Consider the following 26,097-nt stretch of genomic DNA (forward strand, 5'->3'; position numbering starts at 1 on the left):
TGAGCGTTGTGCCGCGAACTTGCTCGACGGATCTCACCTGTGACTTCAATTCACAAATGATTATCCGCTTATGCGGCTACACAGGCAAGTCTCGGGCGCCGATATTGCGGTGCATCAACCTTCCATTCCTTCCTCCCAAGGACAAGGATCCAAGCCAATGCCTCTCGCTCTCTACGCGCTGACGGCCGGTGCCTTCGGCATCGGGGTCACCGAATTCGTCATCATGGGCCTGCTGATCGACGTCAGCAAAGATCTCGGTGTGTCGATCTCGGCCGCCGGCCTGCTGATCTCCGGTTACGCACTCGGCGTCGTCGCTGGCGCCCCCGTTCTCGGCATGCTGACCGGCAAATGGTCGCGCAAGACCCTGCTGATGAGCCTGATGGTGGTGTTCACCGTCGGCAACCTCGCCTGTGCGCTGGCGCCAGACTACTGGACGCTGATGGCCGCCCGGGTGCTGACCGCATTCGCGCATGCCTCGTTCTTCGGCGTCGGCTCGGTGGTCGCCACCAGCCTCGTCGCCCCGAACAGACACGCCTCGGCCATCGCCATCATGTTCACCGGCCTGACGGTCGCCAACATTCTCGGCGTGCCCTTCGGCACATGGCTCGGCCAGGCCTTTGGCTGGCGCTCGACCTTCTTTGCGGTCACCCTGATCGGCCTCGTGGCGCTCGCCGTCATCGCGCTGTTCGTTCCGAAGGACAAGGCAGCGGACAGTCAGGAGGAAAGCTCGCAGGGCGCGCTTGCCGTGCTCGGCCGCCGCCCGGTTCTGCTCGGGCTCTTGATCACCGTGCTGAGCTGGGTCGGCGTGTTTGCGGGCTTCACCTATATCGCCCCGATCCTCACCGAGATCACCGGCTTTTCGGAAGCCGCCGTCTCGCCGATCCTGCTCGTCTTCGGCGGCGGCCTGGTGATCGGCAACCTCGCCGGCGGCTGGCTCGCCGACCGCCATCTGGTGCCGACCATCGTCGCCAGCCTGATCGCGCTGTCGGTCGTGCTGCTGGCATTGACCGCCGCGATCCACCAGCCGGTGCTGGCCGTGATCGCCATCGGCCTGTTTGGCGCAGCAGCCTTTGCCACCGTCTCGCCGCTGCAGATGTGGGTGCTGCAGAAGGCCGAGGGTGCCGGCCAGGGCCTTGCCTCGTCGTTCAACATCGCCGCCTTCAACCTCGGCAATGCGATCGGCGCCTGGCTTGGCGGCGCGGTTATCGACCACGGCCCGGGTCTCGGCTCGGTCACGCTGATCGCCGGCCTGGTGCCGCTCGCAGCGCTTGCCGTCGCCCTCTTCGCCATCCGGCTGGACAGGCGCGAGACCGCCATCGGCGGCGCACCCGCCCTCTCCTGCCCGGCCGAATAACCGACACACCGAAGGATCACCACCATGGAATACCGCAATCTCGGACAATCCGGCCTCAGAGTGCCGGTCCTAAGCTTCGGAGCCGGCACGTTCGGCGGCTCCGGCCCGCTGTTCAGCCACTGGGGCACGACGGATGTGGAAGAGGCCCGCCGCCTTGTCGATATCTGCCTGGAAGCCGGCGTCAATCTGTTCGATACCGCCGACGTCTATTCGGCCGGCGCTTCGGAAGAGGTGCTCGGCCAGGCGATCAAGGGGCGGCGCGAGGACGTGCTGATCTCCACCAAGGCCAGCCTGCCGACCGGCGACGGGCCGAACGACTGGGGCTCTTCTCGCTCCCGCCTGATCCGCGCGGTGGATGCTGCGCTGAAGCGGCTCGGCACCGACCATATCGATATCTTCCAGCTGCATGCCTTCGATGCCTCGACGCCTGTCGAAGAGGTGGTCTCGACGCTCGACCAGCTCGTGAAGGACGGCAAGCTGCGGTATATCGGCGTTTCCAACTTCTCCGGCTGGCAGATCATGAAGTCGCTGGCGGCGGCCGACAAGCATGGGCAGACCCGCTATGTGGCGAACCAGGTCTATTATTCGCTGGTCGGCCGCGACTACGAATGGGACCTGATGCCATTGGGACAGGACCAGGGGCTTGGCGCGCTGGTATGGAGCCCGCTCGGCTGGGGACGCCTCACCGGCAAGATCAGCCGCGGCAAGCCGCTTCCCGCAGGCAGCCGTCTGCATGAGACGGCCGATTTCGGCCCGCCTGTCGAAGACGAGCTGCTCTACCGTGTGGTCGATGCGCTGCAGGCGGTGGCGGACGAGACGGGCAAGACGGTGCCGCAGGTGGCGATCAACTGGCTGACCAGCCGGCCGACCGTCTCCTCGGTCATCATCGGCGCCCGCAACGAGGAGCAGCTTCGCCAGAATCTCGGGGCCGTCGGGTGGTCGCTGACACCGGAGCAGATCGGCAGGCTCGATGCGGCAAGTGCCGTGACCGCTCCCTATCCGCATTTCCCCTATCGGCGGCAGGAGGGCTTTGCCCGCCTTAACCCGCCCATCGCCGGCTGACGCTACCCGAGAATCGAGGTGGTTGATCCGTTAGAGAATCGGTCCATGTAATACGGGCCTCATTTGGCCCGGCCGTTTGCCGGGCTTCCCCATAGGAGTTCAAGATGTTCACAGTCAGCGCCAACGGCGCCAATATTCCCGCCCTCGGCTTCGGCACGTTCCGCATGCCCGACGAAGACGTCGCCCGCGTGCTGCCGGAGGCGTTGAAGCTCGGTTTCCGCCATGTCGATACCGCACAGATCTACAAGAACGAGGCAGCCGTCGGCGAGGCGCTGTCCAAGTCCGGCATCCCGCGCGCCGACATCTTCCTCACCACCAAGGTCTGGGTCGACCGTGTCGGCCATGCCGCCTTCATCGCCTCGGTCGACGAGAGCCTGGCCAAGCTGAAGACCGACTATGTCGACCTGCTTCTCCTCCACTGGCCACAGAGCGAAATGCCGCTCGCCGACCGCATGGGCGCGCTGAACGAGCTCAAAAAAGCCGGCAAGGTGAAGAATATCGGCGTCTCCAATTTTTCCACCGCGCTGATCGCCGAAGCGGTGAAGCTGTCGGACGCGCCGCTTGCCACCAACCAGGTGGAATACCATCCCTATCTCGACCAAACGAAGGTTCTGGCCGAAATCGCCAGGCACGGCATGTCTTTGACCGCCTATTACCTGATGGCGAACGGCGCTGTGCCGGATGACGATGTGCTGAAGGATATCGGCGCCAAGCACGGCAAGACGGCGGCGCAGGTGACGCTGCGCTGGGCGATCCAGCAGAAGGACGTCATCGCGCTTTCCAAGACCGCGACCGTTTCCCGCCTGCCGGAAAATTTCGACGTGTTCGATTTCGCGCTGTCGGAGGAAGAAATGCTGGCGATCCACGCACTCGCCAAGCCGACCGGCCGCATCGTCAGCCCGGGACATCTGGCGCCGGTATGGGATGTTTGACGTTCACCGACAAAGCCGACACGATGCGCCGGAGATCTCCGGCGCATTTTTCGTTTCCAGAAGCCGGAAGGCCCCGGCAAGGGTGAGGGCCCGCCCTACAGCCAGCCTCTCCGCTTGAAATACAGATAGGGCATGGCCATCGAGAAGATCATCAGCACGATCGCGGCGTGATAGCCGTAGTGCCATTGCAGTTCCGGCTGGTAGGCGAAGTTCATGCCGTAGATCGAGGCGACCAGCGTCGGCGGCAGGAAGACGACCGAGGCGACCGAGAAGATCTTGATGATCTGGTTCTGCTCCAGATTGATCAGCCCGAGCGTCGCATCCAGCAGGAAATTGATCTTGCTGGACAGGAAGGCCGAGTGATCGCCGAGCGAGGTGGCATCCCGCTGCAGCAGTTTCAGGCGCTGGCGCAGTTCCTTCGACAGTTTGCGGTCGACGCCATCGAGCGCTGCGTAATAGGCCACGACTCGGCTGACGCTGACGAGGCTTTCGCGCACCACGGTGATGAATTCGCCCTTCTGGCCGACCTCACGGATGAGGTCCTGCAGGTCGCGCGTCTTCTTGTTGGCCTTGGCGGCCTTGGTCGAAAAGACCTCCTGCGAAATCTGGTCGATCTCGGTGCCAAGCCGTTCCAGCGTGTCGGCCATGCGGTCGATGATCGCCTCGATCAGTCCGGTCATGATCAGCTCGCCATAACCGCAATGCAGGCCCGTGCCGTTCGGCTTGCGGGCGCGCGCCATGAACGCGTCGAAGGGGCGCGGTTCCGCATAACGGACGGTGACCAGGACCTGGCCCTTGATGATGAAGGTGACGGGCACTTTTCGCGGCGTGCCGGCATCGGGCCTGGTCAGCACCGTCATCGTCATGAACTCGGCGCCGTCCTCCTGGTAGAGGCGGGCGGAGAGTTCGATATCTTCCATCTCGTCCATGGTCGGCACGGTGATGCCGAGGCGCTCGCCGACGATGCGTTCCTCGTCGGGCGTGGGGCTGACGAGGTCGTACCAGACGACCGCAGGGATCGAGGGGGCGGACGTGACCGGTGCCGACGGATCGGAAACGACCGGCGCTGCGGCAACGGCCGGCACATCGGAGGCGACGGAAACAAGGCGATCAAGGTCGTAGGCATGGATGCGCAGCATGACGGCTCCTTTTTCGGACCATCGGTCCCTTCGGAGCGCGCATCCTTTCAAGCAAGGACTAGAGCCCCGGAGGAACGGGTCGGTATGATGACGTCGAACTTCGACTGTCGGGGTTCATCTCAATTTGTCCTTTGAAAGGAGGACGCCCGGACAGGCGCCTCTCCCGCGTGAAATGTGCCTTAAACGGCGAAAAGTCAATGGCTTTTCTGTCGGAGCCAAAGGCTTCCGGATTAACATTTGGAAAGGCTTTTTCAGTCCGTGGAGACGGGATGATCAGGCGGAAAGGTCCGCCCAGAGCCAAACCGAATGATCCGCCCGGTCACCTCGTGATCCGGAAGCCGACCGGCTTTTCCGCGAGCGCCGCCGGTTGTCGCTCCACGCCGGAGACCGACGCACCGGGCGGACCGTGCCGGAAACGTTCGAGCATTTGCGATATGCCGGCGGGCGATCCCGAGAGCAAAGCGAGGACGGAACCATCCGGCTCGTTGCGGACCCACCCGGTCAAACCCAGTTGATTTGCCTCCTCACGCGTCCAGGCACGGAAACCCACGCCTTGTACCCTTCCCGTTATCCGCACCATGGCGGCATCGTCGTCGGACATGGCAACCTCCCGTCCCGCGCAACTCTCATTGACATGGAGAGTGCGAAACCCACGGCAAGCCTGCAAGGTGCCGACGGCATCCGGTTGACCTCTCGCCGGTTCACTGCCTTGGATAAGACAAAAAACCGCCGGCCTCGCGGCCGACGGCTTGGACGTGCCGAAGGATGCAGATCAGACGAACTGGCTGAGGCCCGGAACCGAAGCGACCACCGTATCGACCACTTCGTCGCCGGCGTATTCGCGGGCGACCGCCATGGTTTCCTTGGCAAGGCCGGTGATCTCGCCCATGCCGAGACCCTGGCTCATCAGCTGCTGGCCGAGCGCCATGACGCCGCCGCCGAAGCTTGCCATCAGGCCGCCGAGGAGACCGCCGCCGCCCGCACCTTCGCCGTTGAACTTGGCGACCAGTTCGGAAGCGCCCGGGATCGCCTCGATCATCTTGGCAACCGCGCCGTCATCGGCCTCGCGCTGCAGGAAACCGAGCATCATGCCGATCGCCTTTTCGGCGACGTCAGGGGCAATGCCGACATTCTCGGCGACGCGGGAAACCAGTTCGTTCATCAATCTCTCCTGAAGTTTTGACGTTCACGTCAAGGTAATACACACAGTCTTCGCCGAAGCCAACAGGGCGCCTGAAGCCTCGTGCGGCTTCAAGTTTCGCCCGACGCCCTGCCCACCGTATCCGCCATGTAGGCGCCGCGGGCGCCCAGGGGTTTCGGCCTGCCGGTAGTCGAATCGCGGGCCGTCTGGTGTTCGAGTTCGGCATTGATCTCGGCACCGACGATGACGATGATGACCGATATCCATGTCCAGACCATGAAACCGATCAGCGCCCCGAGCGTGCCGTAGGTAGCGTTGTAATCGGCAATATTCCCCAGATAGAAGGAAACCGCAACCGAGGCGGCGAGCCAGGCAACAGCCGAGAATGCCGCACCCCAGGTGAGCCACTTGAGTTGAGCCGGCTCGCGGCTCGGGCCGAAGCGGTAAAGCATCATGATGCCGCCCGCGACGAACAGCATCATCACAGGCCAGCGCGCCAGCCGGATGATGATTTCAGTCCAGCGGTCGAGCCAGAGATAGCGCAGCACAGCCGGCACCACGCCCATCGCAAACAGGATGACGATCGCCAAAAGCAGCGCACCCAGGGTGAACAGAAGCGAGATGAGGTTGAGCCGGACGATGCCGCGCTTTTCCTCTTCTCCATAGGCAACGTTCATCGCCTCGAACAGCGCCTTCATGCCGTTATTGGCGCTCCAGAGCGCCAGCGCGAGGCCGCCGATCAGGGCGATCGACAGCGTCGTGTTGCGCTCCGAGGTCAGCGCCCGCAGCTGATCGAGAAAAATGTTCAGGGCATCCGCCGGCATGACGGAGCTCAAGAAGGTGATCCGGTCGACGATCGCGATCGGATCCGAGACGAAGCCGTAGATGGAAACGAGCGCACTTGCGGCCGGAAACAGCGCCAGCAGGAGATAATAGGTGACGCCGGCGGCGATCAGCGAGATGCGATCCTGGGTGACGCCTGCATAGACGCGCCAGAAGACATCCTTCAGCCCACGGGCGGGGATCTCGTCCGGGGAGTCGGCCTCACGGCCCCTGTTCTTTTCCAATGCGGGGACCGTTTCGCCGACCGTCATGCCTCCCCAACCTTCCCGTTGCGGGCGGGCTCCGGACAATCTCGTGGCCGTTGCCGGGCGCCTCCGCACATCCTATAAGCATTTGGCAGAGAACGCGGTCAGGGAGCGCATAGTTGCATGGACGATACGGGAAAGCTCTTCATCGGCGGCAGCCGCAAGCCGGACGATTCGCTCAACAAGGCTGAATATCTGGAACTGAAGTTCGGCAACCGCCACGGTCTCGTCACCGGCGCCACCGGCACCGGCAAGACGGTGAGCCTGCAAGTGCTCGCCGAAGGTTTTTCCAAGGCCGGCGTGCCCGTCTTCGCCGCCGACATCAAGGGCGACCTGTCCGGCATCGCCATGAAGGGCGAAGCCAAGGATTTCCTGCTCAAGCGGGCCGAGCAGATCGGCTTTGCGGACTATGATTTCGAGCAGTTCCCGGTGATCTTCTGGGATCTGTTCGGCGAAAAGGGTCACCGAGTGCGCACCACCATCGCGGAGATGGGGCCGCTCTTGCTGTCGCGCCTGATGGATGCGTCCGAGCCGCAGGAAGGCGTCATCAACATCGCCTTCAAGATCGCCGACAAGGCGAACCTGCCGCTGCTCGACCTCAAGGATTTCGCCTCGCTGCTCAACTACATGGCCGAGAATGCCAGCGAGCTGTCGAGCCAGTTTGGGCTGATCTCGAAAAGCTCCGTCGCCTCGATCCAGCGCGGGCTGCTGGTGCTGGAACAGCAGGGCGCCGAGCATTTCTTCGGCGAACCGGCGCTGAAGATTTCTGACATAATGCGCATCAACCCGAACAGCGGTTACGGGCAGATCTCGGTGCTTGCCGCCGACAAGCTGATGATGAACCCCAGGCTTTATGCGACCTTCCTGCTCTGGCTGCTCTCGGAACTGTTCGAGGAACTGCCGGAAGTCGGCGATCCGGCCCAGCCGAAACTGGTGTTCTTCTTCGACGAGGCACATCTGCTCTTCAACGACGCGCCGAAGGTTCTGACCGAGCGCGTCGAACAGGTCGTGCGCCTGATCCGCTCCAAGGGCGTCGGCGTCTATTTCGTCACCCAGAACCCGCTCGACGTGCCGGAAACCGTGCTGGCCCAGCTCGGCAACCGGGTGCAGCATGCGCTGCGCGCCTATACGCCGCGCGAGCAGAAGGCGGTGAAGACGGCCGCCGAAACGTTCCGCCCCAACCCGGACTTCGACTGCGCCACGGCGATCACCAATCTCGGCACCGGCGAGGCGCTGGTCTCGACGCTCGAAGGCAAGGGTGCGCCTTCCATCGTGGAACGCACGCTGGTGCGCCCGCCATCCGGCCGCATCGGCCCGCTTTCGGACCAGGAGCGGCAGATGATCATCGACAAAAGCCCGGTGCTCGGCCTCTACGACGAAGACCTCGACCGGGAATCCGCCTTCGAAATCCTCGCCGCACGCGCCAAGCAGGCTGCCGATTCCGCCGCGGCCAGAAAGGCGCAGGACGAGCTGCAGTCCGCCCCACCGGCTGGTTCCGGCGAGACGACAGGCTGGACCCTGCCGGGCTTCGGCGGCGGCAAGGACGACGACGATGACCAGGGCCGCCCCCAGCCGCGCCGCTCCGGCTACCAGCGCGAGACGATCATCGAAGCGGCGATGAAGAGCGTGACGCGAACCGTTGCGACCCAGGTGGGCCGGGCGATCGTGCGCGGGATTCTGGGTAGCTTGAAGCGGTAAGCGCGCCTTGAAATTGACAGAGCACTCGCTTAATGTAGTCACCGGTGACTACAGAGGCGAGAGCAATGTCGACCGTCAATCTGCGCGAGGCCAAAGCGGGCTTTTCAAACCTGGTGGATCAGGCCATCAAGGGTGAGATCGTGACGATTACCCGCCACGGCAAGCCCGTGGCGGCACTGGTGAGCATCGAGGCCGCGGAAGCCGCCAGGAACATGCTTGGCAAAGCCCGACCGAATTTCGGGGAATATCTGATGTCGTTTCCCGGCGGTATCGAATTCGAACGCGATCATTCGAAGATGCGTGACATCGACCTGTGAGCGGGTTTCTTCTCGACACGAACGTCATTTCCAGATTTGCCCCCGGCAAACCGGAGCCCTCGGAAGGCTTTCACGACTGGATGGTCGCAGAGGGCGCCGCAGACCGGCTGTTCATCGGCGCGATATCGATCGCGGAGATCGAGCGGGGAATAAGGAAGCTTCGACGCAAGGGCGGCCTTGAGCGCGCGGCGCGGCTTTCGGGCTGGCTCGACGGAATCATGCTGACTTTCGAGGATCGAATCCTCGCTTTCGACGCGCGGGCAGCAAAGATTGCCGGCGAAATGGCCGATGATGCCGAGGCACACGGACATCCGCCCGATCTTGCCGACGTGATGATCGCTGCCACGGCAAAAGCGAGCGCGATGACGGTGGTAACCGACAATATCCGCCATTTCGAAACGCTGGGCATCCCGGTCCGGCGTCCGCCGGAATAAAGATATCCAGCGCCCCTGCCCGTTCACCGCTTGCGCACGAACTCCGTCCGCAGCACCAGACCCTTGATCGCCTCATGACGGCAGTCGATTTCTTCGGGGTTGTCGGTCAGCTTGATCGACTTGATGACCGTGCCCTGCTTCAGGGTCTGGCCGGCGCCCTTGACCTTCAGGTCCTTGATCAGGGTGACGGAATCGCCGTCCTTGAGGACGGTTCCGGATGCGTCGCGAACCTCGGTGGCACCGGCACCTGCGGCCGCAGCCAGTTCGGAGGCAGGGCGCCATTCACCGGTCGCTTCGTCATAGACGTATTCGTCGTCATCGGCTGCCATCGGCGTCTCTCCTGAAAATCAACAATTCGCCAGTCGGCGATGGCCGCTTATAACAGCCGAACCGCCCCGGGCAAGCTCCACGGCAACAAGCCGGCCGAGTATGGTCCGATTGCATTCGCCTGACTGCGATGATATTTGGCCGATGTGCTTTTCAAGAGAAAGGAGGGTCACGTGCACAATTTCTATTTCCGGTACTACCGGACGCGTGGTCCCGTCGAAGCCCTGCAAATGCGTTTGCAGGGCTGACCAGAGGCCGTTTCTCTTATAATACCCCTCTTCCTGGTCTGCCCTTCGTGGCCCGCAGCGCCGAGTTTTCGCTCGTGCGCCCGCGATTTCCGAACATGTTGCAAGCGGTGCATGACGTCGATGATGGCCCCGAGTGCCCGCGATGCCTCACGCCTGCAAGCCAGGACCAGAGAACGACAATGAGCCTCATCAACCTCCGCAATCTCGGAATTACCCTTTCCAGCCCGCTGTTTTCCGGGCTCAACCTCACCGTCAACGCCGGCGACCGGATCGGCATCGTTGCGGCCAACGGGCGCGGCAAGTCCACGCTTCTCAAATGCATCGCCGGCACGCTCGATGCGAGCGAGGGCGAGATCACCAGAAGCCGGGGACTGACCATCGGCATGGTGGAGCAGAACGTGCCCTCCGTCCTGATGCAGACGAGTTTTCGCGATGCCGTGCTTCAGGCGCTCCCGGGCGACCAGATCGACAGCGAAAGCTGGCGCGCCGACGTCGCGCTCGAAGGGATGAACGTGCCCGAGGAGTTGCGCGAGCGGCCGCTTGCCGCGCTGAGCGGCGGCTGGCAGAGGCTGGCGCTGATCGCGCGGGCCTGGGTGACCGAGCCGGACGCGCTGCTGCTCGACGAACCGACCAACCATCTCGACCTCGCCAAGATCGCGCTTCTGGAAGACTGGCTGAACGCGCTCCCCCGCGACATGCCGGTGATCCTGTCGAGCCACGACCGCGCCTTTCTCGACGCCGTGACCAACCGCACGCTTTTCCTGCGGCCGGAAAACTCCCAGGGGTTCTCCCTGCCCTATTCCAGAGCGCGGGCGGCACTGGACGAGGCGGATGCGGCGGATGCGAAGCGCTACGAACGCGACATGAAGACGGCCGATCAGCTGCGCCGGCAGGCGGCGAAGCTGAAGAATATCGGCATCAATTCGGGCAGCGACCTTTTGGTCGTCAAGACCAAGCAGTTGAAAGAACGTGCCGAGAAGCTGGAGGATGCGGCAAGGCCGGCGCATCTGGAACGCTCTGCGGGTTCCATCCGGCTCGCCAACCGCGGCACCCATGCCAAGGTGCTGGTGACGCTGGAGGATGCGGCGGTGACGACGCCGGACGGCACGCTCCTGTTCAGGACCGGCAGGCAGTTCATCTGCCAGGGCGACCGGATCGTGCTGCTCGGGCCCAACGGTACCGGCAAGACGCGGCTGGTGACGATGCTGCGCCGGGCGATCACGGAGCCCTCAATGGCAACCGGCGGCATCAAGGCGACGCCGACGCTGATCCTCGGCTACGGCGACCAGTCGCTCGCCGATCTCGACGACCGGCAGACGCCGCACGGGACGATCATCCATCGCTTCGACATCGGCGACCAGAAGGCCCGCTCGCTGCTCGCCGGCGTCGGCATCACGGTGGAGATGCAGGCGCGGCCGGTCGGCGAGCTTTCGGGTGGGCAGAAGGCGCGGCTCGGCCTCCTGGCGCTGCGGCTGCGCGAGCCGAATTTCTACCTGCTCGACGAACCGACCAACCACCTCGACATCGACGGGCAGGAGGCGCTGGAAAGCGAGTTGATGGCGCACCAGGCAAGCTGCCTGCTGGTCTCTCACGACCGCAGTTTCGTGCGCGCCGTCGGCACCCGGTTCTGGCAGGTGGAAGGCCGGCGGCTGGTCGAGGTGGAGGGGCCGGAGGGCTTCTTTACGGCGAGCCGTGGCTAACCTTACGAAGCCTGCCAGGCCTTGCGGCGTTCGAGCTCCGCCTCGGTTGGCGTTTCCAGCGCGAAGGAGGCGGTTTCGACATCACCCTCCCGCAGATACCGGGCAACGATGACACCTTTCGGCGTGGTGCTGGACTTGACGAGTTTCAGCCCCGCCGGAACGGCGCCCGAGCCGAACAGCTTTTTGCCCTTGCCGAGGATCAGCGGGGCGATGATCAGCGTCATCTCGTCAAGCAGGTCGTTCTGCAGCAATATCTGGATGATCTCGGTCGATCCCTGCACCAGAAGATCCGGTCCATCCTCCTGCTTCAGACGGCGTAGCGCACCGGCGACGTCCTGCCCGAGCGCGCGGCTGTTTTCCCAGGCCAGCGTGTCCGGGCGGTGTGTCGCGACGAATTTCGTGATCCCGTCGAAAAGCAAGCCGATCTTCGCGCTGCCCTCGTCATAACCTTCCGCCGACGGATCTTTTTCCACATAGGGCCAGTGGGCCGCGAATATGTCGTATGTCCGGCGCCCCAGAAGCAGATCGAAGGGCGTTTCGAAGACCTCGTCGATCACCTGTCCGATCTCCTCTTCCCAGCGGGCCGCGAGCCAGCCGCCATGGGCAAAGCCGCCCGCTCTGTCCTCTTCAGGGCCGCCGGGAGCCTGCATCACGCCATCGAGACTGACGAAGGCCGAAACCACAATCCTGCGCATATCATTCCTCCTTGTTTTCCGGACGATCCCGAATGATCGTCGCCTCGCCAAGGACGAAGCGGCAGGCGCGAAGCCGACAGGGCGGGACAGAAAAATCGCGCCTGCCCCAACTTTGGACTCCAGGCCGGCCTTGGCGCCGCCGCTCAGGACTCCAAAAATTTGCCGGTGTGCGAGTCTTCAGGACGCGCACCTGAATCGCCACCTACCTGAACCCGACCGACGGGCGATCAAGCAGGAACGTATGTCAGACGGATCACGTCCTCGCCAACGCGATCGGTGGAAACAAGGCGGAGCAGTGGCCGCGGCCCGACGAAGAATGGCTTGCCGCGGCCAAGCACGACGGGGTGGAGGTAGAGCCGGTACTCATCGATCAGACCAAGATCGGTCAGGCTTCCCGCCAGGTCCGGGCCGGACACCGAAATCTCCCCAGCGAGCCGAAGCTTCAGCCCGCGGATCACCGTCTCGATGTCATCCTCGACAAGCGTGGCGTTGGGGCCGACGGATTTCAACGAGCGCGACACGACCCACTTCGGCAGGCGCCGCCAGGCCGCGGCGAACTCGTGGTGCTCGGCGCTCCACTCGGGACGGTCTTCGTCCCAGTAACGCATGGTCTCGTACATGCGGCGACCATACACACTGCCCGTCAGATCACGCACGTGCTCTATCCAGTGACGAAAGAGCACGGGGCCGGTCGACATCTCCTGATGATCGACATAACCGTCGAGGGACTGGTTCATTCCAAAGATGAGCTTCGCCATGTCGCAAAATCTCCACTGCAGGGTGTTCAGGCCGCCTCGATCAGCAGCGCGCTCAGTTCGTCCGGCATGTCGATCGGGACGTCGTGGCCGCAGGCAAGCTCCCGCACGGTCCAGCCGGGTGCGCCGCGATATTTCCGCGCGGTTTCGCCGAAAAGCCCGTTCCGGCCGGTCGCGACGATGAAGGTCTTTTTTGGAACGCGCTCGTAGGCGCTGGTGACTTTCAGCTTCTGCCGCAGCGTGCCGGAAGGCTGCGGCGTCGCCTTGGGAGCGGTCCAGATCTCGTCCTCCTCGCGCAGATAGCCGACAGGACCTTCCGGCGCCGCGATCATCGGCGCGGAATAATCTCCCTCCGGATCGTAGTCGGTGAAGCTCATGCCGTCCTCGGGAACGAAGGCCTCGACGTAAACGAGCGAGCTGATGCGCTCGGGGATCCGCTCGACAACGCCGGTGGCGACGATGCCGCCATAGGAATGGCCGACCAGCACGAGATCCGTCAGGTCCTTGTAGACCGCCTCGTTGACGATGTCGTCGATATGGGTGTCGAGGTTCACGGACGGGGCCGCCAGGTGCTTGCGTTCGCAAAGCCCGGTCAGCGTCGGCGCATAGGCGCGGTGGCCTCCTGCATGCAAACGGTTCAGCACCCTCTCCCAGGACCAGCCGCCGGTCCAGGCTCCGTGCACGATCAGGAATGTCAGGTTTCGATCCGTCATGTTCCCCCTCTCCAACCGGTTGCGATTTGCAATTGGTTGGAGTTTATCAATCCAATTTCATTTTGCAACCGGTTTTATCGAGGCATGAAAGGGGGAAGGCCCTCACCCCTCGGCGACATGCGGGCGCCTTTTTCAACGCCTCGCATGCCCTTTCAGGATGAGGGCCAACGCCCGCCAAAACAGACTGTGCCGCTTACTTCTTCGCGGAAGTCAGAGCGAAGAAAGCGCCCTGCGGATCGAGCGCCTGGACGATCCAGGAGCCGCCGGGGACTTCCATCGGGCCGTGGACGACCTTGCCGCCGCCTGCCGTCAACCGGGTGATGGCGGCGTCGATCGAGTCGACGATGAAATAGTAGCACCAGCAGGCCATCGGCACTTCCGCCGGCTTGGTCATCATGCCGCCGATCTGCCGGCCGTTATGGGAGAAGATGTGGTAGGTGCCCATCGGTCCCATGTCGAAATCATGGTCGAGCTTCCAGCCAAACATCTTGCCGTAGAAATCGACCGCTTCCTTGCCATTTCCGGCATAAAGCTCGCGCCAGCCGACATTGCCGACGGCATCCGGGGCGAGTTCCTGAGGCGGATTTTCCATCGGCAGCGGCGTCATGATGCAGATGACAGCACCGTGCGGGTCGGCGACGACGGCAAACCGGCCGATACCCGGAATGTCCTCCGGCTCGCGCTGGACGCGGCCGCCATTGGCGACGAAATCCCTGGCCGTCTGGTCGACGTCGTCGACCGCGACATAACCGGTCCAGTTCGGCGGGATCTTGCCTTCGAGTTCCGGCGGAAAGTTCATCATGCCGCCGATGCCCGGGCAATTGTCGCCCTCGCCCATCTCGAACAGGTAATAGGCCGGGAGATCCGGCATGCTCATCGCCTTGACCTTCCAGCCGACCACCGACGAATAGAATTTTCCGCCGGCATCGGTATCGGGCGTCATCAGCTCGACCCAGATGAATTTGCCATGGGTCTCCGATCTGGTCCCCGTAACGGTCTGCAACATGGTCGTCTCCTCTCCGAATGACTGCGCCGTTCGACGCGTTGATCGAGCACCCGCAAGGCTCAGCGCTTGCGGGCGTAATGTGCTTCCATGAATTGCTGCCAGGTGCCGTCCGGCTGTTTGGCACTGGAATTGAAGATGCGGTGATCCTCATCCGAGAAGATGATCTGCTCGCGGTAGTCGCCGGTCTTGCCGGGATTGGCGAAATCCGGGCCGGTCGTATAGAGATTGAGCGTCGATCCGTCTTCGGACACGTCACCCTCATAGACCCAAAGATGGTTCATCATCGTGCCGAGCCAGGTGCCGACATATCTGCCTTTGGCCGGATCGTAGCCGAGCGTGAGAATGGTGGTGGCGGGGCCACCGCCACCCGGCATCTCGCCGCTGCCTTCGGCGACGAACCAGATGCCGTTCAGCGAGCGGCAGACTTCCACCCATTTTTCGTCATGGCCCATGCTGGTGGATGTCACCTGCCAGAGGCCGACCATTCTTTCCAGAAAGCCGTGCTCGGCCTGGGGTTTGGGCATTTCCATCGCGCTCATCTTTTCCTCCTCCTCTTTTCGAAGCTCCAGAATGAACCCGTTCAATGGCAGCAGGATGAAGCCGTCTCTTGTGGCTTCTGTTCGTATTCGTCGTGGCGCTTGACGAAGTTCATCGTCGAATCCTCGTTGCGACCAAGCGGCGCCCGGTCGAGGATCATCAGCGTGCCGATCAGCTCTTCGCCGCCTCGGGCATAGCTGGAATAGGTATGAAAGACCTCGCCCGCCTCATTCCTGTAGAAGGCTGAAAGGCCCGGCAGCTCATCATGCGCCTCGGAGGGCGGCACTTCGCGGAAGTTATAATACACCTTCTCCTTGGCAAGGTCTTCCTTGGAAAAGGAAACGTGATAGTCGAAATTGAAATCGCTGCCGAAGGAAGAGACCCAGGGAAACTTCCAGCCCATGCGCTTCTTGTAGGTCTCGATCTTGTCGAGCGGCGCGCGGGCGACTGCGATGAAGGTGACATCGTGGTTGTTGAGATGCGGCAGCGTGCCGTCGATATGGTCCGACAGGAACGAGCAGCCCGGGCAGCCGGCATCCCAATCCGGACCGAGCATGAAATGGTAGATCAACAGCTGGCTGCGGCCGTCGAACAGTTCGGCGAGCGACTTCCTGCCCTTTGCAGTGTCGAACACGTAGTCCTTGTCGACCTTTACCCAGGGCATGGCCTGGCGTTCGGCGCGCACCTTGTCGCGCAGACGGGTCTCTTCCTTTTCCAGAGCCAGCAGCTTGCGCCGGGCTTCGAGCCACTCCTCGCGGCCGACGACAGGGTTTTTCGGGGACATGGTGACATCCATGACAGGCCTCCTCCAATGCTTGACAGAATAAGTTGATATCAACATACTCTTTCCATGCTGTCAAATATCCCGACTATCGAAGTGATTCCCTTTTCGACGACGCTGCTGGTACGCGACACGTGCCTCTGTCTGCATGTCCAACGGGCGGCGCGGGCGCTGGCCCGGCGTTTCGACAATGCGATGAAGCCGATCGGGCTCACCAACGGGCAGTTCTCGCTGATGATGTCGCTGAACCGGCCGCAGCCGGCTCCGATGGGCCAGGTCGCCAGCCTGCTCGCGATGGACCGCACGACGCTGACGGCGGCACTGAAAGTGCTGGAACGGCGCGGCCTGGTCGAAACCACCGTCGATCCGAAGGACCGGCGCGGCCGGCTCCTGCGCCTGACGGACGACGGAATGACCATGCTTTCCGCCGCACTGCCGATCTGGATACGGGTGCATGGGGAGATCGACGCGGAGCTTGGCGAGGGCGGGCCGGAAGAGCTGCGGGCGACGCTCAATACCCTCAAATAAAAAGCCGGCCCGAAGGCCGGCTCTTCATCTTGAAACTTTCAGAACGATCAGGCGACCGAGACCGGCACTTCGGTCGAGGTGCGCATCGCGTGGCTATAGGGGCAGACGATGTGGGCCTTGGCGGCGAGGTCTTCGGCCTGGGCCTTGTCCATGCCCGGAATGTCGACCAGAAGCGACACTTCGATGCCGAAACCGCCGCCGTCTTCGCGCGGGCCGATGCCGACAGTTGCCGTCACCTTGGCGTCGTCCGGGATCTTTACCTTTTCCTTGCCGGCGACGAATTTCAGCGCACCGAGGAAGCAGGCGGAATAACCGGTGGCAAAGAGCTGTTCCGGATTGGTGCCGCGGGCGCCATCGCCGCCGAGTTCCTTCGGAACCGTCAGCGTGACGTCGAGGACGCCGTCTTCGGAGGCGCCATGGCCGGCGCGGCCGCCGGTGGCCGAAGCCTTGGTGGTGTAGAGAATGGGCATGGGTCTAACTCCCTTGGTTCTGGTTCAGCGTGATGAATATCGTCCGCAATTCAATTGCGCACAATCTAATTACGCGCATTGCAATTTCCCGTCAAGCCTGCGAAAATGGGTTTGCCGAAAAAGATAGAGCACAGCTACGTGAAAACAGGACCGGCCATGCAGAAAAAACCGCGCGATCCGGACAATTTGGGAATCAAGCTCGATGCGCAGCTGTGCTTTGCGATCTACGGCGCGGCGCATGCCTTCACGCGTACCTACAAGCCGCTGCTCGAGCCCCTGGGGCTCACCTATCCGCAATACCTGGTGATGATCGCGCTTTGGGAAGAGGACGACCAGCCGGTGAAGGCGATCGGCGACCGGCTGGGGCTCGATTCCGGCACGCTCTCCCCTCTCCTGAAGCGCCTCGAGCAATCCGGCCTCGTCGCCCGCAAGCGTGATCGCGACGACGAGCGGCAGGTGAGGATCTCGCTGACGAAAAAGGGAGCGGAGCTGAAAGCCCAGGCGGCGGGCGTTGCCGGTGCGATCGGCAAGGCCGTCGGCTGCAGTGTCGAAGAGGCCGTGGCGCTGCGCGACGAATTGATCGCGCTGAAGCAGAGGCTGACCAAGGCGGGGAGCGAAAAAGAGACACTGCCATCTGCTTGATCGCCTGGGGCGCCATCAATGCCAAGTGACAACGGCGGAGGCAGTCATTCCCTGCCGAGATGATCCACGACGATCCGGTCGATCCAAGTACGGTGCTCTTCCTTGACGAGCGGATTGGTGCCGGGTTCGCCGGCGACCGTGATCAGCGCCTTCCAAAGGCACCAGCCGCGCGCCCTTTCCCAGGTCCGCGCATCGAGCCCGACCCGATCGCGGAAAGCGCGGGCCGCCGGTGCGTCGAACAGCGTCCACGCGATAACGAGGTCGCAGGCGGGATCGCCCGTGCCGGAACTGCCGAAATCGATCACCGCGGAAAGCCGCCCGTCACGGACGAGCAGATTGCCGTCAGCGACGTCGCCATGCACCCAGACCGGCCTGTTCTCCCAGGTCGAGGCGAGCGCCCTCTCCCAGATCTCGGTAATCAGCGGCACATCGATTTCACTCGAGAGAGTATCGATCGAACGGCGTGTCTCCGCGTCATAGACTTCCAGCGCGCCGCCGCGGTAAAAATTATGTTGGCCGGCGGGCGGGCCATCGGCAGCGTCGATTTTCCAGAGCGCCAAGAGGAAATCGGCCAGATCCTCGGCAAATTCCGTCAGGTTCGCGATGCTCTGCAGCCCCGAGCGCTCGCCCTCGATCCAGCGATAGACCGACCAGGGCCAGGGATAACCCTCGCCCGGCCTTCCGAGCCCGAGGGGCACGGGAATGGGAAGCGGCAGTTGCGGGGCCAGTGCCGGCAGGACGCGGTGCTCCTTTTCGACCTGCGCGACATACCGTTCGGCGCTCGGCAGACGCACCGACATGGTGTCGCCGAGATGGAAGGTGCGGTTGCACCACCCACCGATCGCGACCGGTCTCACCTGGAGACCCGCCCAATCCGGAAACTGGGCGGCGATCAGGCTTTTCACGAGAGCGGTGTCGATCTCGACCATGCACAAATCCCCTTCGGCGCGAGATCCAGGTTGCGCCGGGGATGACTAGCAACTGTCTGTGACAGAAATTACTGCCAGACCACAATGCGTGCCTTTTCCGGCACGCGGTCGTAGAGGTCGATGATATCCTGGTTCATCAGCCGCACGCAGCCCGACGAGGCGGCGGTGCCGATCGAGTTCCATTCCGGCGAGCCGTGCAGGCGGTAGAGCGTGTCCTTGCCGTTCTGGAAGATATAGAGCGCGCGGGCGCCGAGGGGGTTGAGAAGGCCGGGCGGCATTCCGCCGTTCTTCGCCGAATATCTGGTCAGTTCCGGCTGGCGCGCGACCATCTCGTCCGGCGGCGTCCATTTCGGCCATCTCTGCCGCCACTGGATGACGCCCTCGCCCTGCCAGGCAAAACCCTCCCGGCCGATGCCGACGCCGTAGCGCATGGCGGTGCCGCCCGGCTCGACGAGATAGAGAAAGCGCGAGGCCGTATCGACCACCACCGTGCCGGGGCGTTCGCCGGTCGGATCGACGACCTGCTGGCGATAATAGCGCGGGTTGATCTGGCGATAGGGAACCGCCGGGATGACAAAACCGCCATCGACCACGGAGCCGTACATGACATCCAGTTCCGACGACGGGCCTTCAACAGGCTCCGGACGGAAGGCAACCGTCGTCGCCAGCGGGCGCGGCACGGACGAGGCGCAGCCGGCAAGCGTGGAGGCTGCGCCCGCGCCGAGGAAAGACAAGAAACTCCGGCGGGAAAAGGCAGGATTCAGGATCATCTGGGGCAGGACCGCTCGATAGTAAAACGCAGGGAACAGCAAAATCGCTCTTTAACGGCAGGGCGGTCGAAAGGTTCCGACTCGCTCCTTGAGCTGCAAGATAGGTCCGCGGTCCTTAATCAACTATTCACGAGACCTACACGGCAGTTCAAACCCCTGAGACAACGAAAAAAAGAGCGGCAATGCCGCTCTCTTTCTTCGTTGAAGGAATGTTTCCGCGGTCAGATGACCACGATCGGCGTGCCCGAAGGAACGCGGTCGAACAGGTCGATGACATCCTGGTTGAGCATGCGCACGCAGCCGGACGAGGTCTGCTTGCCGACGGACTGCCAGTCCGGCGTGCCGTGCACGCGGTAGAGCGTGTCCTGGCCGTCCTTGAAGATATAGAGCGCGCGGGCTCCGAGCGGATTGTTGAGGCCCGGATTGGCACCGCCCTCGGCGGCCGAAAATTTGCGAAGATCCGGCTGGCGGGCGACCATCTCGTCCGGCGGCGTCCAGCGCGGCCATTCCGCCTTGCGCTGGATGACGCCGCGGCCCTGCCACGAGAAACCGGCGTTGCCGAGACCGACGCCGTAGCGGATCGCCTTGCCGCCCGGCTGCACGAAATAGAGGAACCGCTCCCTGGTATCGACGACGATCGTGCCCGGCGCTTCGTTGGTGCGGTAATCGACGTCCTGGCGCAGATAACGGGAATCGATGCGCGAATAGGGGATGGCCGGAAGCGTGTGGCCGTCGTCGCGGATGACGCCGTACATGGCCCGGTGGACCGGATTGGAAACCGGCAGTCCGTAGGTCTGGTGGAAGGTCGACGGATAGAGCTGGCGCTTGTGCGGGATGGCGCCCGGCATCGGAGGCGGCTGGTTCGACGGCGGATCGGCATAGGGCGCGACGTTGAAGACCGGCGCCGTCTGCTGCACGAAGACGTCCGGGTTCATGCGGCTGGTATCGGTGACCAAGGGGATCTGACAGCCACTGACAGCCGCGGACGCGGCGAGCATGGCGGAAAGGCCAAGGGGTCGGCGGAAAGGTCGAAAGGAGAATGGCATGGGAACCCGCTTCCAGCAGATGACGTCCGGCCGACAATGGCAGATGCGGCTGGCGCGAAGCTGGTGAACCCGTTCACGTGTGCCAGCCAGCACCGGCACGGGCCGCCGATTCCGGATAGCGTGCCATGCGAGCATCGAAATCGCGGGCGATATCTGCCAGCGTCACCTTGCCGAAGCGGCTGAGGAGCAGCTTCTCCGCCTCCTCGAAAGCTTCGGAAAGGGCCGCATTGACCGCCTGCTCCACCAGGCATGCCGGCTGGTCGCAGGCAGGGCCGACGGCAAAGACCGCAGGCTGGCCCACCGCTTCGTAAATGTCGAGCAACGTCATTTCCGACAGGGGGCGACCCAGCGTCCAGCCGCCGCCATGGCCCTTTTCTGAGCGCACATAGCCCTTATCCCGAAGCCCCGCCATGGTGCGGCGGACCACGACCGGATTGGTGTTAAGCATCGCGGCAATGGTTTCCGACGTGGCCGCACCTTCGTGGCGATCCATATGGATCAGTACATGCAGCATGCGGGACAGGCGGCTGTCGTGTCTCATCGCGGCGCTCCCTACGCGTTTTCGGCCATCCATTTCTAACACGCGCATTCATTCGCAACAACATAAGTTACAAATCTGTTGACCGCGCCTCATCATGTAACTTATGTTGTTTCGAGACACACAAGGAGAATTTCGCATGGATTACGACGCGATCGTCATCGGCGGCAGCTATGCCGGCCTCTCCGCAGCCCTGCAGCTCGCCCGCGCCCGGCGGCGTATTCTCGTCATCGACGACGGTCGCCGCAGGAACCGTTTTGCCGAGACTTCTCATGGGTTCCTGACCCGCGACGGGGAACGGCCCGAGATCATCGCCAGCGCGGCCCGCTCCCAGCTGATGGCCTATCCGACCGTCGAATGGCTCGACGCACGGGCCGACGATGCACGCAAAAGCGAAGCCGGGTTCTCGGTGACAGCGGGCGGCAAAGAGCTTGCGGCGAAACGGCTGGTGCTTGCCATGGGTGTCAGGGATCACCTGCCCGAGGTCCCCGGCCTGATCGACCGGTGGGGCAAAAGCGTCTTTCATTGCCCCTATTGCCACGGTTACGAATTGAACCGCGGGCCGGTAGGGGTGATCGGCGTCTCCGCCATGTCGATGCATCACGCGCTGATGCTGCCCGACTGGGGACCGACCACCCTGTTGCTCAACGGTGCGTTCCGGCCTGACGAGGAACAGGCCGGCCAGCTGGCCGCGCGCGGCGTCACCATCGAGGAAACCCCGATCTCATCGATCGGCGGCCATGCCGAAATCCTGCTGCAGGATGGCCGGGCCTTGAGTTTCGCCGGACTTTTCGTTCTGTCCCGGACGGAATTGGCAAGCCCCATTGCCGAACAGCTCGGCTGTGCCCTGGAGGACGGCCCGGTGGGCAAATTCATCCGCACCGACATGACCCAGCAGACCAGCATTCCCGGCGTTTTCGCCTGCGGGGATGCAGCCCGCGCGGCGGGCTCGGTGGCGATTTCCGTCGGTGACGGCGCCATGGCGGGCGCAGGAACGCACCGGTCGCTGATGTTCGGGTAATTCTTGCGACACCCTCTTTACAGGATGCGGCGAGCCTGTTCCGGTGACGGAAGCCAGCAGGCCTCTCGCCGTCCAAAGATGCGATAGCGGTTTCTGGCAACCAGGCGATAAAGCGGATCGCGAATGAACCGCGGCACCAGCCTGACGATCGACAGCCCCTTCCAGGGCCATCCGAGCCCCTCATAGATTGCCAGGACTGCATCGCTGTCGCGCAGGACGCTTTGCCCATCCACGACTATCATGGTTTCGGGGTTTTCGGGATCGATCCCGCACCGACGGTAAAGCGCTGCGCCGACCTCGCCCTGCATCGACGCCAGGCGAAACCTTGCGGTGCGATCATGTCGAAGCACGAACTGGGCGTTGGCCGAACACAGGACGCACATCGCATCGAAGACGATGATCGGCCCGCCCAAATCCATTCTGTCAGTACCGCTCATACATGCGCTCCGGCGAAGGCTCGGCCTCAACCCGTGACCTGATTGAAGAAGCGGATGCTTTCGGCGACAGCGCCCGGCACAACGCCGTTGTGATTGCCGGGCAGGAGCTTCGCCTCGATCGAGACGCCAGCTGATTTCGCCCGGTCCATCAGCAGCCGGTGATCGGCGTCGAAGGGCCGTTCCTCGGTGCCGCGCAGCAGCAGCGTCGGGCATTTGAGGCTGTGGCCGAAGCAGACCGAAGAGCGCATGATGAATTCCCTCTGGTCGGTCTCGTCGAAACGCACTTCGCGCTCGAACCGGCCGAAATAACGCCAGGAATTGACGCCGGCCGAGATCGGCGCGGAGGCGCGGAACTTTCGCGTCATCGAGGCGAGCAGCGCCAGTGTGCCGCCATTCGAATGGCCGGCGAGGAAGAAGCGGTTCTTGTCGATCCCCGGCAGATCCTCCAGGTAGCTTGCGGCAGCGAGCGCATCCGATGTCTCGTCGTAGAAGCCCGAATAATTGCCGGCCTGGCCGTTCTCGCCTCGGAACGAGGGCAGCATGACGACGTAGCCCGCTTCCCAATAGCCCTTCATCAGTTCCCAGTGGCCGTCCCCGGTGGCGTTGCCGCCATGCAGGAAAAGGACCGCGGGCTTCAATTTCGCGGAAGGCTCATAGAGCGAGATCCAGGCGATCAGTTCGATCGAGCCGTTCGGTCCGCCACGATACATCACCTTCTTCGAACCGGCGGGGGTGCCGAGCGGAGGCGACTGTTCCGGGGACGGGCCCTTGCGGATGAGGTTGGTGTGGAAATGCCGGCGAGCGTCGCCGTAATCCTCCTTTTCAAGCGGCGGAACCTCGGGGACGGGAAATTGCGCGCGGGCCGCGGCCGGCAGCATGGCTGCAGCCGAGAGACCGGCGGCCCCGGCCAGAATCGCGCGGCGGGTGACGCCATCCTGTCGCGAGGGGAAATTCGGGGCGATGATGCGGTCTGATGCCATGTCTTTCGATGCCATGTCTGCGGAATCCATTCCTGCGTTGCGCGCTATTGCGATTTCAGCACTCGCGAAAGGCGCTGTCCATTCAACGATTCGGGAACGGCAACGGGTTTCAGCCGGTCTTGGCATCCAGCATAGCGGTCAAGGTCGACAGCCGGTCGGCATCGCGCGGCAGCTTGTCCAGGCGCAGGCGGGCGATCCGCGGAAAACGCATGGCGACACCCGACTTGTGGCGGGTCGAGCGGTTGATGCCCTCGAAGGCGACTTCCAGCACGAAGCCGAAATCCCGCTCGGCACGCACCGCCCGGACCGGCCCGAAACGATCAACGGTGTTGTCGCGCACGAACTTGTCGAGCACTTCGAGTTCCGCATCGGTAAAGCCGAAATAGGCTTTACCGACCGGCACCAGTTCCTCGCCGTCGGGCGTCTCGGCCCAGACGCCGAAGGTGAAATCGGAATAATAGCTCGAGCGCTTGCCGTGGCCGCGCTGCGCATAGAGCATGACCGCGTCGATATTGTAGGGGTCGCGCTTCCACTTGAACCACGGGCCCTTGAGGCGGCCGGCCTGGTAGGGGCTGTCCTTGCGCTTGATCATCACTCCTTCGATGACCGGATCGGGCGGGGCGATGCGGATGCGGTCGAGTTCGTCCCAGGTGGTGAAGGGCACGAGATCGGAGAGATCGAAACGGTCATGCGGCGCCCCCTGGATGATGTCGCCGAGGCGTCTGCGGCGCTCGAGAAAACTTTCGGCGCGGATATCGAGGTCGCTTTCGAACAGCAGGTCATAGGCGCGCACGAAGGCGGGGTAGTCATCGAGCATCTTGCCCGTCACCGTCTTGCGGTTCAGCCGCTGCTGCAGGTCGGAGAAGGTGCGCGTCGGATTGTTGGAGCGGGCAGTGCCGCCGACCAGCAGTTCGCCGTCGATGACGCCTTCGAAATTGATCGACCCGACGACATCCGGAAAGGCACCGGTGATGTCGTCGCCGGAACGGGAATAGAGCTTCTTGATGCCGCCATAACTCGACATCTGGACGCGGATGCCGTCCCATTTCCACTCGGCGGCGTAATCGGCCGGATCGAGCTTTTCGAGATCGCCCGTCTCCACCGGATTGGCGAGCATGACCGAGTGGAAGATCGCCGGCGTGGCAAGGACCGGCTTTTCCGCCCTGCCTTCCAGCCAGGCGAACAGCGGTTCGTAGGGCGGTATCAGCCCATGCCAGAGCGTCTCGATCTCCGGGACATCCTTGCCGCTCATGTCCGACAAGGCCTGCTTGGCGAGACGGGCCGAGACCCCGATGCGGAGCGCGCCGGTGACGAGTTTCAGAAAGGCGAAACGGCTCGACGTATCGAGCTTGTCGAGCAGATCGCGGACGGCGGAGCGCACCTCCGTGCGGCCGAGCGAGTTCATCTTGGTGACGACTTCGCTCAGGCGCGGCTGGTGGTCATCGTCGATCACATCCTTGGCGCCGCCATCCCAGACGAGCGAAATGGTCTCGGCGAGATCGCCGACATAGTCGTAGGAGTACTGAAAGAGGACGGGGTCCATGCGCTCCAGCACGAGATCGCGCAGCATGGCCGGCTTGACGCTTTTCAGATCGAGCCCGCCGGCGAGAGCGGCAAGGCCATAACCGCGGTCGGGATCGGGAGTATCGCGAAAATAGTCGGCGAGCAGGGTGAGCTTGCCGTTGCGCGACGGGGTGAGGACGAGGCGGTCGAGGAGGGTGGCGAAGGCTTTCACTTTTCCCACCTCGTTAAGGGGGTGCCGGCGGCACCACTAATATGGTGTAACCCCATCAATCCCCCTCGTCCTCGTAACCCACCAGATGCAGCGGCCGGGCGGGGATGTTCTTCAGCTCGCACCAGCGCACCAGAGCCTCTTCGCGGCCGTGGGTCACCCAGACTTCGCTCGGGCCGATCTCCTTGATGGTCGACAGCAGTTCCGGCCAGTCGCAGTGATCGGAAATGACCAGCGGCAGTTCGACGCCGCCCTGCTTGGCGCGCTGGCGCACCATCATCCAGCCGGAGGCAAAGGCGATCAGCGGTTCGTTGAAGCGGCGTGCCCAGCGATCCTGGAAGGCCGAGGGCGGGCCGACGATGACGGCACCCTTGAAGGTGTCGGGACTGCTCTTCTCGATGGTCGCGGGTCTGATGTCGCCGAGATCGATTCCCTGGCCGGCGTAATAATCACAGAGCTTCGCCAATGCGCCATGGATGAAGATCGGTTCGGAATAACCGCAATCCCGGATCAGCCGGATGACCCGCTGCGCCTTACCGAGCGCATAGGCGCCGACCAGATGGCTGCGCTCGGGAAACTGTTTCAGCGAGGTCAGCAGCTTGTCGATTTCGTCCTTCGGGTCCGGGTGGTGGAAGACCGGCAGGCCGAAGGTCGCCTCGGTGATGAAGACGTCGCAGGCGACCGGCTCAAACGGTGCGCAGGTGGGATCGATGCCCCGCTTGTAGTCGCCGGAAACGACGATGCGCAGCCCGTCCTTCTCGATGGCGATCTGGGCCGAGCCGAGCACGTGGCCGGCCGGGTGAAAACTCACCCGCACGCCGTCGACATCGATCTCCTCGCCGAAGGCGGCTGCCTGTTCCTCACCACAGAAATCCTCGCCGTAGCGAAGCCGCATGATGTCGAGCGTCTGGCGCGTCGCCAGAACCTTGGCGTGGCCGGCGCGGGCGTGGTCGGAATGGCCGTGGGTGATCAGCGCCCGCTCGACGGGACGGACCGGATCGACATGGAAACGGCCGATGGGGCAGAACAGCCCGGCCGGGGTGGGATGAAGCAGCGCCTCTGGTTTCATGCCGCTGA

The 26,097-nt window shown here is 63.3% G+C and carries 30 protein-coding genes; 10 read left to right on the forward strand and 20 right to left on the reverse strand.

Annotation, left to right across the window (positions count from 1 at the left end; genetic code table 11):
• The first annotated feature begins 157 nt into the window (after positions 1 to 157).
• From GQ59_RS19130 to GQ59_RS19140, 3 genes are all read left to right on the forward strand, one after another.
• Complete coding sequence (locus tag GQ59_RS19130; protein ID WP_037084081.1) at positions 158 to 1,354, forward strand: MFS transporter; 1,197 nt, start codon at positions 158 to 160, stop codon at positions 1,352 to 1,354.
• Between the two features lie 24 nt (positions 1,355 to 1,378).
• Positions 1,379 to 2,416, forward strand: a complete 1,038-nt coding sequence (locus tag GQ59_RS19135) for an aldo/keto reductase (RefSeq protein WP_037084082.1) — start codon at positions 1,379 to 1,381, stop codon at positions 2,414 to 2,416.
• 104 nt (positions 2,417 to 2,520) lie between these two features.
• Entirely contained in the window at positions 2,521 to 3,348 is an 828-nt protein-coding gene (locus GQ59_RS19140; RefSeq protein WP_037084083.1) for an aldo/keto reductase, read from the forward strand.
• Between the two features lie 95 nt (positions 3,349 to 3,443).
• Here GQ59_RS19140 and GQ59_RS19145 read toward each other — a convergent pair whose 3' ends face one another.
• The 4 genes from GQ59_RS19145 to GQ59_RS19160 all read right to left on the reverse strand — a co-directional run bounded on the left by GQ59_RS19145 (position 3,444) and on the right by GQ59_RS19160 (position 6,722).
• Positions 3,444 to 4,487: a magnesium transporter CorA family protein gene (locus GQ59_RS19145; RefSeq protein ID WP_037084085.1), complete on the reverse strand. Its 1,044-nt coding sequence runs from the start codon at positions 4,485 to 4,487 to the stop codon at positions 3,444 to 3,446.
• A gap of 319 nt (positions 4,488 to 4,806) precedes the next feature.
• Positions 4,807 to 5,088 carry an acylphosphatase gene (locus tag GQ59_RS19150; RefSeq protein WP_037084086.1) on the reverse strand — a complete coding sequence of 94 codons (282 nt, stop codon included), beginning with the start codon at positions 5,086 to 5,088 and terminating at the stop codon, positions 4,807 to 4,809.
• 171 nt (positions 5,089 to 5,259) lie between these two features.
• Positions 5,260 to 5,649: a hypothetical protein gene (locus GQ59_RS19155; protein ID WP_037084088.1), complete on the reverse strand. Its 390-nt coding sequence runs from the start codon at positions 5,647 to 5,649 to the stop codon at positions 5,260 to 5,262.
• A gap of 89 nt (positions 5,650 to 5,738) precedes the next feature.
• The gene (locus GQ59_RS19160) at positions 5,739 to 6,722 is read right to left on the reverse strand and encodes a YihY/virulence factor BrkB family protein (protein WP_037084089.1); all 984 of its coding nucleotides are present in this window, start codon (positions 6,720 to 6,722) and stop codon (positions 5,739 to 5,741) included.
• A gap of 117 nt (positions 6,723 to 6,839) precedes the next feature.
• Here GQ59_RS19160 and GQ59_RS19165 point away from each other — a divergent pair, with 117 nt between their 5' ends.
• The 3 genes from GQ59_RS19165 to GQ59_RS19175 all read left to right on the forward strand — a co-directional run bounded on the left by GQ59_RS19165 (position 6,840) and on the right by GQ59_RS19175 (position 9,165).
• Complete coding sequence (locus tag GQ59_RS19165) at positions 6,840 to 8,414, forward strand: helicase HerA-like C-terminal domain-containing protein (protein WP_037084090.1); 1,575 nt, start codon at positions 6,840 to 6,842, stop codon at positions 8,412 to 8,414.
• 65 nt (positions 8,415 to 8,479) lie between these two features.
• Positions 8,480 to 8,731 (forward strand): type II toxin-antitoxin system Phd/YefM family antitoxin, encoded by a 252-nt coding sequence (locus GQ59_RS19170; protein WP_037084092.1) that lies wholly within the window; start codon positions 8,480 to 8,482, stop codon positions 8,729 to 8,731.
• Complete coding sequence (locus tag GQ59_RS19175) at positions 8,728 to 9,165, forward strand: type II toxin-antitoxin system VapC family toxin (protein ID WP_037084093.1); 438 nt, start codon at positions 8,728 to 8,730, stop codon at positions 9,163 to 9,165. Before GQ59_RS19170 ends, GQ59_RS19175 begins: the two co-directional genes overlap by 4 nt.
• Positions 9,166 to 9,188: 23 nt before the next feature.
• On the opposite strand, the gene GQ59_RS19180 is transcribed toward GQ59_RS19175, so the two are convergent.
• Positions 9,189 to 9,494 carry an alkylphosphonate utilization protein gene (locus GQ59_RS19180; protein ID WP_037084095.1) on the reverse strand — a complete coding sequence of 102 codons (306 nt, stop codon included), beginning with the start codon at positions 9,492 to 9,494 and terminating at the stop codon, positions 9,189 to 9,191.
• Between the two features lie 425 nt (positions 9,495 to 9,919).
• Here GQ59_RS19180 and GQ59_RS19185 point away from each other — a divergent pair, with 425 nt between their 5' ends.
• Complete coding sequence (locus tag GQ59_RS19185; RefSeq protein ID WP_037084098.1) at positions 9,920 to 11,440, forward strand: ABC-F family ATP-binding cassette domain-containing protein; 1,521 nt, start codon at positions 9,920 to 9,922, stop codon at positions 11,438 to 11,440.
• Positions 11,441 to 11,442: 2 nt separating this feature from the next.
• Here the strand turns inward: GQ59_RS19185 and GQ59_RS19190 are convergent, their stop codons facing one another.
• The 6 genes from GQ59_RS19190 to GQ59_RS19215 all read right to left on the reverse strand — a co-directional run bounded on the left by GQ59_RS19190 (position 11,443) and on the right by GQ59_RS19215 (position 15,942).
• The gene (locus tag GQ59_RS19190; RefSeq protein ID WP_037084099.1) at positions 11,443 to 12,135 is read right to left on the reverse strand and encodes a dihydrofolate reductase family protein; all 693 of its coding nucleotides are present in this window, start codon (positions 12,133 to 12,135) and stop codon (positions 11,443 to 11,445) included.
• A 227-nt stretch (positions 12,136 to 12,362) separates the two neighbouring features.
• Positions 12,363 to 12,893 (reverse strand): dihydrofolate reductase family protein, encoded by a 531-nt coding sequence (locus tag GQ59_RS19195; RefSeq protein ID WP_037084100.1) that lies wholly within the window; start codon positions 12,891 to 12,893, stop codon positions 12,363 to 12,365.
• Positions 12,894 to 12,919: 26 nt separating this feature from the next.
• The gene (locus GQ59_RS19200) at positions 12,920 to 13,603 is read right to left on the reverse strand and encodes an alpha/beta fold hydrolase (RefSeq protein ID WP_037084101.1); all 684 of its coding nucleotides are present in this window, start codon (positions 13,601 to 13,603) and stop codon (positions 12,920 to 12,922) included.
• A 193-nt stretch (positions 13,604 to 13,796) separates the two neighbouring features.
• Positions 13,797 to 14,609 (reverse strand): VOC family protein, encoded by an 813-nt coding sequence (locus tag GQ59_RS19205; RefSeq protein ID WP_037084104.1) that lies wholly within the window; start codon positions 14,607 to 14,609, stop codon positions 13,797 to 13,799.
• 59 nt (positions 14,610 to 14,668) lie between these two features.
• The gene (locus GQ59_RS19210) at positions 14,669 to 15,148 is read right to left on the reverse strand and encodes a DUF1579 domain-containing protein (RefSeq protein WP_432762597.1); all 480 of its coding nucleotides are present in this window, start codon (positions 15,146 to 15,148) and stop codon (positions 14,669 to 14,671) included.
• Between the two features lie 41 nt (positions 15,149 to 15,189).
• The gene (locus GQ59_RS19215; protein WP_037084105.1) at positions 15,190 to 15,942 is read right to left on the reverse strand and encodes a DUF899 domain-containing protein; all 753 of its coding nucleotides are present in this window, start codon (positions 15,940 to 15,942) and stop codon (positions 15,190 to 15,192) included.
• Positions 15,943 to 15,996: 54 nt separating this feature from the next.
• Here GQ59_RS19215 and GQ59_RS19220 point away from each other — a divergent pair, with 54 nt between their 5' ends.
• Positions 15,997 to 16,455 carry a MarR family winged helix-turn-helix transcriptional regulator gene (locus GQ59_RS19220; RefSeq protein WP_037084107.1) on the forward strand — a complete coding sequence of 153 codons (459 nt, stop codon included), beginning with the start codon at positions 15,997 to 15,999 and terminating at the stop codon, positions 16,453 to 16,455.
• 47 nt (positions 16,456 to 16,502) lie between these two features.
• On the opposite strand, the gene GQ59_RS19225 is transcribed toward GQ59_RS19220, so the two are convergent.
• A complete protein-coding gene (locus GQ59_RS19225) occupies positions 16,503 to 16,925 on the reverse strand; it encodes an organic hydroperoxide resistance protein (protein WP_037084108.1) in 423 nt (140 codons plus the stop codon).
• A gap of 156 nt (positions 16,926 to 17,081) precedes the next feature.
• Between GQ59_RS19225 and GQ59_RS19230 the strand changes: the two genes are divergently transcribed.
• The gene (locus GQ59_RS19230; RefSeq protein WP_051904070.1) at positions 17,082 to 17,567 is read left to right on the forward strand and encodes a MarR family winged helix-turn-helix transcriptional regulator; all 486 of its coding nucleotides are present in this window, start codon (positions 17,082 to 17,084) and stop codon (positions 17,565 to 17,567) included.
• A 44-nt stretch (positions 17,568 to 17,611) separates the two neighbouring features.
• Here the strand turns inward: GQ59_RS19230 and GQ59_RS19235 are convergent, their stop codons facing one another.
• The 4 genes from GQ59_RS19235 to GQ59_RS19250 form a co-directional block, all read right to left on the reverse strand.
• The gene (locus GQ59_RS19235; RefSeq protein ID WP_037084109.1) at positions 17,612 to 18,496 is read right to left on the reverse strand and encodes an aminoglycoside phosphotransferase family protein; all 885 of its coding nucleotides are present in this window, start codon (positions 18,494 to 18,496) and stop codon (positions 17,612 to 17,614) included.
• A gap of 68 nt (positions 18,497 to 18,564) precedes the next feature.
• Positions 18,565 to 19,266, reverse strand: coding sequence for a L,D-transpeptidase family protein (locus GQ59_RS19240; protein ID WP_037084389.1), 702 nt, complete (start codon positions 19,264 to 19,266; stop codon positions 18,565 to 18,567).
• Positions 19,267 to 19,487: 221 nt separating this feature from the next.
• Positions 19,488 to 20,264 carry a L,D-transpeptidase gene (locus GQ59_RS19245; RefSeq protein WP_084683232.1) on the reverse strand — a complete coding sequence of 259 codons (777 nt, stop codon included), beginning with the start codon at positions 20,262 to 20,264 and terminating at the stop codon, positions 19,488 to 19,490.
• 121 nt (positions 20,265 to 20,385) lie between these two features.
• Positions 20,386 to 20,853: an Rrf2 family transcriptional regulator gene (locus GQ59_RS19250; protein ID WP_037084113.1), complete on the reverse strand. Its 468-nt coding sequence runs from the start codon at positions 20,851 to 20,853 to the stop codon at positions 20,386 to 20,388.
• Positions 20,854 to 20,989: 136 nt separating this feature from the next.
• On the opposite strand from GQ59_RS19250, the gene GQ59_RS19255 reads away from it, so the two are divergent.
• Entirely contained in the window at positions 20,990 to 21,871 is an 882-nt protein-coding gene (locus tag GQ59_RS19255; protein ID WP_037084115.1) for an NAD(P)/FAD-dependent oxidoreductase, read from the forward strand.
• Positions 21,872 to 21,888: 17 nt separating this feature from the next.
• Here the strand turns inward: GQ59_RS19255 and GQ59_RS19260 are convergent, their stop codons facing one another.
• From GQ59_RS19260 to GQ59_RS19275, 4 genes are all read right to left on the reverse strand, one after another.
• Positions 21,889 to 22,308 carry a thiol-disulfide oxidoreductase DCC family protein gene (locus GQ59_RS19260; RefSeq protein ID WP_037084117.1) on the reverse strand — a complete coding sequence of 140 codons (420 nt, stop codon included), beginning with the start codon at positions 22,306 to 22,308 and terminating at the stop codon, positions 21,889 to 21,891.
• A gap of 26 nt (positions 22,309 to 22,334) precedes the next feature.
• Complete coding sequence (locus GQ59_RS19265; RefSeq protein ID WP_037084391.1) at positions 22,335 to 23,288, reverse strand: alpha/beta hydrolase family protein; 954 nt, start codon at positions 23,286 to 23,288, stop codon at positions 22,335 to 22,337.
• Between the two features lie 109 nt (positions 23,289 to 23,397).
• Positions 23,398 to 25,023, reverse strand: a complete 1,626-nt coding sequence (locus GQ59_RS19270) for a cisplatin damage response ATP-dependent DNA ligase (RefSeq protein ID WP_037084119.1) — start codon at positions 25,021 to 25,023, stop codon at positions 23,398 to 23,400.
• Between the two features lie 55 nt (positions 25,024 to 25,078).
• Positions 25,079 to 26,089 carry a ligase-associated DNA damage response exonuclease gene (locus GQ59_RS19275; RefSeq protein ID WP_037084120.1) on the reverse strand — a complete coding sequence of 337 codons (1,011 nt, stop codon included), beginning with the start codon at positions 26,087 to 26,089 and terminating at the stop codon, positions 25,079 to 25,081.
• Positions 26,090 to 26,097: the final 8 nt, after the last annotated feature.

The organism is Neorhizobium vignae (assembly GCF_000732195.1).
In the GTDB taxonomy this organism is placed as follows: Bacteria; Pseudomonadota; Alphaproteobacteria; order Rhizobiales; family Rhizobiaceae; genus Neorhizobium; species Neorhizobium vignae.